The organism is Streptomyces sp. 8L (assembly GCF_020176795.1).
Lineage (GTDB): Bacteria > Actinomycetota > Actinomycetes > Streptomycetales > Streptomycetaceae > Streptomyces.
This window is the reverse complement of the sequence record NZ_JAIUKE010000712.1, coordinates 1-4,070: the sequence shown is the minus strand read 5'-3', so window position 1 is coordinate 4,070 and position 4,070 is coordinate 1. Positions and strand designations below refer to the sequence as shown.

The following is a 4,070-nucleotide window of genomic DNA, read 5'->3' as shown; positions in this document are numbered from 1 at the left end:
CGGCGACCTCATGCCAGCCATACCCACAGCCCCTGGGCCCTCGATCTTACGAATGACCGAAGCAACCCAGAAAGAAAGTAGGACCTCATGCTCAAGCCCGTCACCGACGTCATCCCCCGCCAGCCACTCAGCCCCAAGCCGGTCTGGCAGCGGGCGGAACTTTTCGTTGAGCCGCAACTCCCCGAGTACAACCAGGGCGACGAAGCCGAGGCGGAAGCGGCCTCGATTATTACGGCGTAATAGCCGTCGCCCGCCGTCGCGACGATGGGCCTCGCTGGCGGCCGATTATTACGCCGTAATAGTCGGGCAGGCTTCGCGGCCGTCCTGAGTGCCCGTCAGGATGAAACCGGCAGGAACTAACGCGCCGCTACCGCTATCGATCTTGCGGGTTAGTAAGGTAGCGACCATGACGGAGTCCAGCCCCAGCGGCCGGGAGAAGATCGTCTCCAAGCTCCCCGCCGACCTACAGCAGCAACTCAAGGTCCGTGCAGCCCAGCACGGCACCGACATCCAGACCGCCACCGAACAAGGCATCACCGCCTGGCGGAGCCTCGGATCGAACCTCCCGCCCATCGACACCGCCGGCGCCAAGTCCTTCTCCACCTGGCTCCCCCCTGGACTGTGGAACTCCTTCCGCGTCGACTGCGGCGCCCGCGGCGTACCCCTCGTACAAGGCCTCGCCCAATCCGTACAGGTATGGCTGGACAAGAACCCTGCCCCATCCATTCCACGCCCTGCCTTCACACGACGCATCGTCGTCTGTAACCAGAAGGGCGGCGTGGGAAAGACCTCCACCACCGCTGGTGCAGGCGAAGCCTTCGCCGAGGACCCCGACGCACTCCACCCTGTCCGCATGTCCCGCGCCCATCACCTGGCCCTGCTGGAATCCCTCCTGCACGAGGACAACGCACAAGCCGACCGCGAAGCAGGTGCCCCTGAGACTGAAGACCTTCCGGGCCTTGGGCTGAGAGTTCTCATGGTCGACTTCGACCCCCAGTGCCACCTCACCCAGCAACTCGGACACGCTCCCCTTCCCATGGACGGCGACAGCCTCACCAAGCACATGGCAGGCGAAGGCAAGGGCGAATTGAAGGATCTCATCGTCACCGTCGACGGGGACCGCTTCATGGGCCGCCTGCACCTTCTCCCCGCCTGCAACGACGCCTTCCTCCTCGACGTGAAACTCTCCGGCGTCCGGGCTCGCGAAGCAGCTCTTGAACGTGCCCTCGCCCCCGTCGAAGCCGACTACGACGTCGTCCTCGTGGACTGCCCGCCCAGCCTCGGCCTCAGCATGGATGCAGCCGCCTACTACGGTCGACGGCGCCCCAACGAAGCTCCCGGCAACTCCGGACCGCTCATCGTCGTGCAGGCAGAAGACAGTAGCGCCGACGCATACGGGCTCCTGACCTCCCAGATCGAGGACCTCCGCAACGACATGGGCATCGAGATCGACTACCTCGGGATCGTTGTCAACCACTACGACGCCCGCCGCGGATACATCGCTACCTCATCCCTGAGCAGCTGGATGGCCATAAAGGACCCTCGGGTCGTCGGCGTCATCGGCGACCTCAAGGAACAGAAGGAAGCCGTCCGCGTGAAACGACCCCTCCTCGACTACGCGCCTCGCAGCGACCAAGCCGTCGCCCTGCGCGCGCTCGCCCGGGAGATCTCGTGAGCAAGAAAGACGAGCTCGGTCCTGGAACCTCCTTCAACAGGAACGTGAGTGCCCGCCGTTCCGCCATCAACGCGAGCACGGGCGCACCAACTGATGGCGCCCCACCACCGGTAGAACTCCCGGTTGGCGACATCAGCCTCAACCCGGCCAACCCGCGCTCCGAACTCGGAGACCTCACCGAGCTCGCCGCCAGCCTCAAGGACCACGGCCAGAAGGCGGCGATCAGCATCATGACCCGCTTCTCCTACCTCGAAGCGAACCCAGGTCAGGAACACGACCTGGAGACGGGCACCAAGTACGTCGCCATCGACGGCAACTCCCGCCTGTCCGCAGCACGCGAGGCAGGCCTGCCGACCATCAAGGTCATGCTCGACGACGACATGGGGTCCGACCCGGAGTCTCTCCTCGAGTCCGCGCTCGTCGCGAACGTGCACCGCAAGGCCCTCGAACCCCTCGACGAGGCGCACGCTCTCAAGCAACTCCTCACGGTGCACGGCACGCAGACAGCCCTTGCTGAACGCCTTCATCGCTCTCAGGGATGGGTGTCCCAGCGGCTCGCCCTGTTGGGCCTCACGGACGAGCTGAAGGGACGACTGGAGAAGAAGCAGGAGGCGCCCGAACTACTGCGCCGGGTCGGCAGCAAGAAGAAGGAGGACCAGGAGAAGGAGCTGGCACGACTCAAGGAGGAGAAGGCGCGACGCAAGGCGTCTCAGGCGACCACACGAGCGACGCCGATGGCGCCTTCCTCGGAAAGTCCGCCTGTCGCATCTCAGGTGCCCGCGGCCAGCACGGACAACTCGCCGCCTCCGCCGCCGGTGCCTACACAGCAGCGAGCCGAGCCGGATTCCCAGTCCCCGCCGGCCGCCCCGGAGGGCGAGCGCCCTTCGGCACCAGCACCGACGTTGGATGCGATCACATGGGGTGATCCGGCTGCCGTGCGGGAGCTCCTCATGGAGTGGATGGAAGACGAGCCGCGACGCCTGCTGGTGGAGATGCTCGCCGAAGAGATGGCCGGTCGGCCTTCGGTCTGAGCCGATGTGGGCGTCTAGCTGGGGTTTTGAACCGGGGTCAGTACGCCCGGGATTTTTGCCTTATGCAACGGTTTGCGGTTCCCTCGCGCGGGTGAAAGTTTGTTCGAATCCTTGCGCGGTGACTCTGGGACAGTTTGGCTGGAACTGCCACCCGTTGCGATGCGGTGACGGGCGGCAGCAGGTGGCGGGGTGACACCCCATCGGGTTCGCAGCACCCCGCCCCTGCACCCTCAACACCCCTACGTGGGCTCCGATTCTGCCGGGTCCTGGCACCCCGGAATCCGTACCCGTACACCTCTACCTCGATGCCCTCAGTCGCGCTTACACTGGCGTCATCCTGACGGGTATGAGCCTGCGAGGGTTTTCTGCGGCCCTGCCTGGACGCGGTGCTCGTGTCGGCAAATCTCCTGCCCCTGGCGCGACAAGGCGGGAGCTGGCCCCAGCCCTACACCCCACCTTTGGCGACGTTGCGCTGCGATCCGGCCACACTCTGTACCGAATCCGGGCCAACAGCATGTCAATACCTGAACCCCCCGTACCCCCGCGTACCCATAGCTGTCACAGTGGACCACCCGAGGGCCATACCGGCAGCAGGCCGTCGGGAGCCCGGCACGGGAGCACCGGGCAGTGCACGCCCTTCCCCCCAGCTGCCGGAGGAGCGGGACGCCTCATGCCGCTGTCCGCCGCACACACCCTTCCTGCCGACGACGGGCCGGGAGGCGCCGACGTGATCCCCTTCGACAGAACCAGCCGAACCCCGCGCGTACCCCGGCAGGACCGCACCGACAGTGACCCACAAGCAGGCGGTGACGGGCTGGACGGCAGAGACGCGCAGGGGCGCATGGCCGAAGCGGTGCAGCAGATGTTCCTCGCCCACGGCCGAACCCTCACCGACCCCGACACTGCTGAGGTCTTCATCCTCACCCTGGACATCGTTGCCAGCCTCCACGCCGGCGCGGCACACGAAGGCGTCATCGACGATGACGCGCACACGATCCTCGCGGGGTGGATCGACGGGCTCCGGACAGAGGGACACCGCGCAGCCCCTGACGGGCTGTCACAATCACAGTGATCGAGACGGCCACAATTCGTGACAGGCCGGTCACAACATGACCGGAGCGTAGATCAACAAGAACTTTCCGTTCAACTCACCCACATATGCGTGCCATTATGAGCCTCCGGAACCACCGGAGTACGCTCCAGGCTCCCGGCGCGCGCCCCGGCACACCCATGCCACCCCACGAACGCGCCCCGGAGGCCGCTACAAGGGACGGGGACCCCTATGGGTGCAGAAGACATCACGGCGGCCGACAGATTTCACATCCTGAACACGCACTACCGCACCCCCGTACGCGGCCCCGCCC

The 4,070-nt window shown here is 65.9% G+C and carries 4 protein-coding genes; all 4 read left to right on the top strand.

Translation table 11 applies throughout. The annotated features are described in order from the left end of the window. Nucleotides 1–87 precede the first annotated feature (87 nt). The 4 genes from LCE31_RS37625 to LCE31_RS37610 all read left to right on the top strand — a co-directional run bounded on the left by LCE31_RS37625 (nt 88) and on the right by LCE31_RS37610 (nt 3,778). Entirely contained in the window at nt 88–240 is a 153-nt protein-coding gene (locus tag LCE31_RS37625; RefSeq protein WP_225022603.1) for a hypothetical protein, read from the top strand. Between the two features lie 166 nt (nt 241–406). Then, complete coding sequence (locus LCE31_RS37620) at nt 407–1,675, top strand: ParA family protein (protein ID WP_225022605.1); 1,269 nt, start codon at nt 407–409, stop codon at nt 1,673–1,675. After that, nucleotides 1,672–2,706: a ParB/RepB/Spo0J family partition protein gene (locus LCE31_RS37615; RefSeq protein ID WP_225022601.1), complete on the top strand. Its 1,035-nt coding sequence runs from the start codon at nt 1,672–1,674 to the stop codon at nt 2,704–2,706. Before LCE31_RS37620 ends, LCE31_RS37615 begins: the two co-directional genes overlap by 4 nt. Nucleotides 2,707–3,376: 670 nt before the next feature. Continuing rightward, nucleotides 3,377–3,778 carry a hypothetical protein gene (locus LCE31_RS37610; RefSeq protein WP_225022599.1) on the top strand — a complete coding sequence of 134 codons (402 nt, stop codon included), beginning with the start codon at nt 3,377–3,379 and terminating at the stop codon, nt 3,776–3,778. Nucleotides 3,779–4,070: the final 292 nt, after the last annotated feature.

Coding starts and splice junctions, on each gene's coding strand:
- LCE31_RS37610 (WP_225022599.1), top strand. CDS start 3,377: ATGCCGCTGTCCGCCGCACACACCCTTCCTGCCGACGACGGGCCGGGA.
- LCE31_RS37625 (WP_225022603.1), top strand. CDS start 88: ATGCTCAAGCCCGTCACCGACGTCATCCCCCGCCAGCCACTCAGCCCC.
- LCE31_RS37620 (WP_225022605.1), top strand. CDS start 407: ATGACGGAGTCCAGCCCCAGCGGCCGGGAGAAGATCGTCTCCAAGCTC.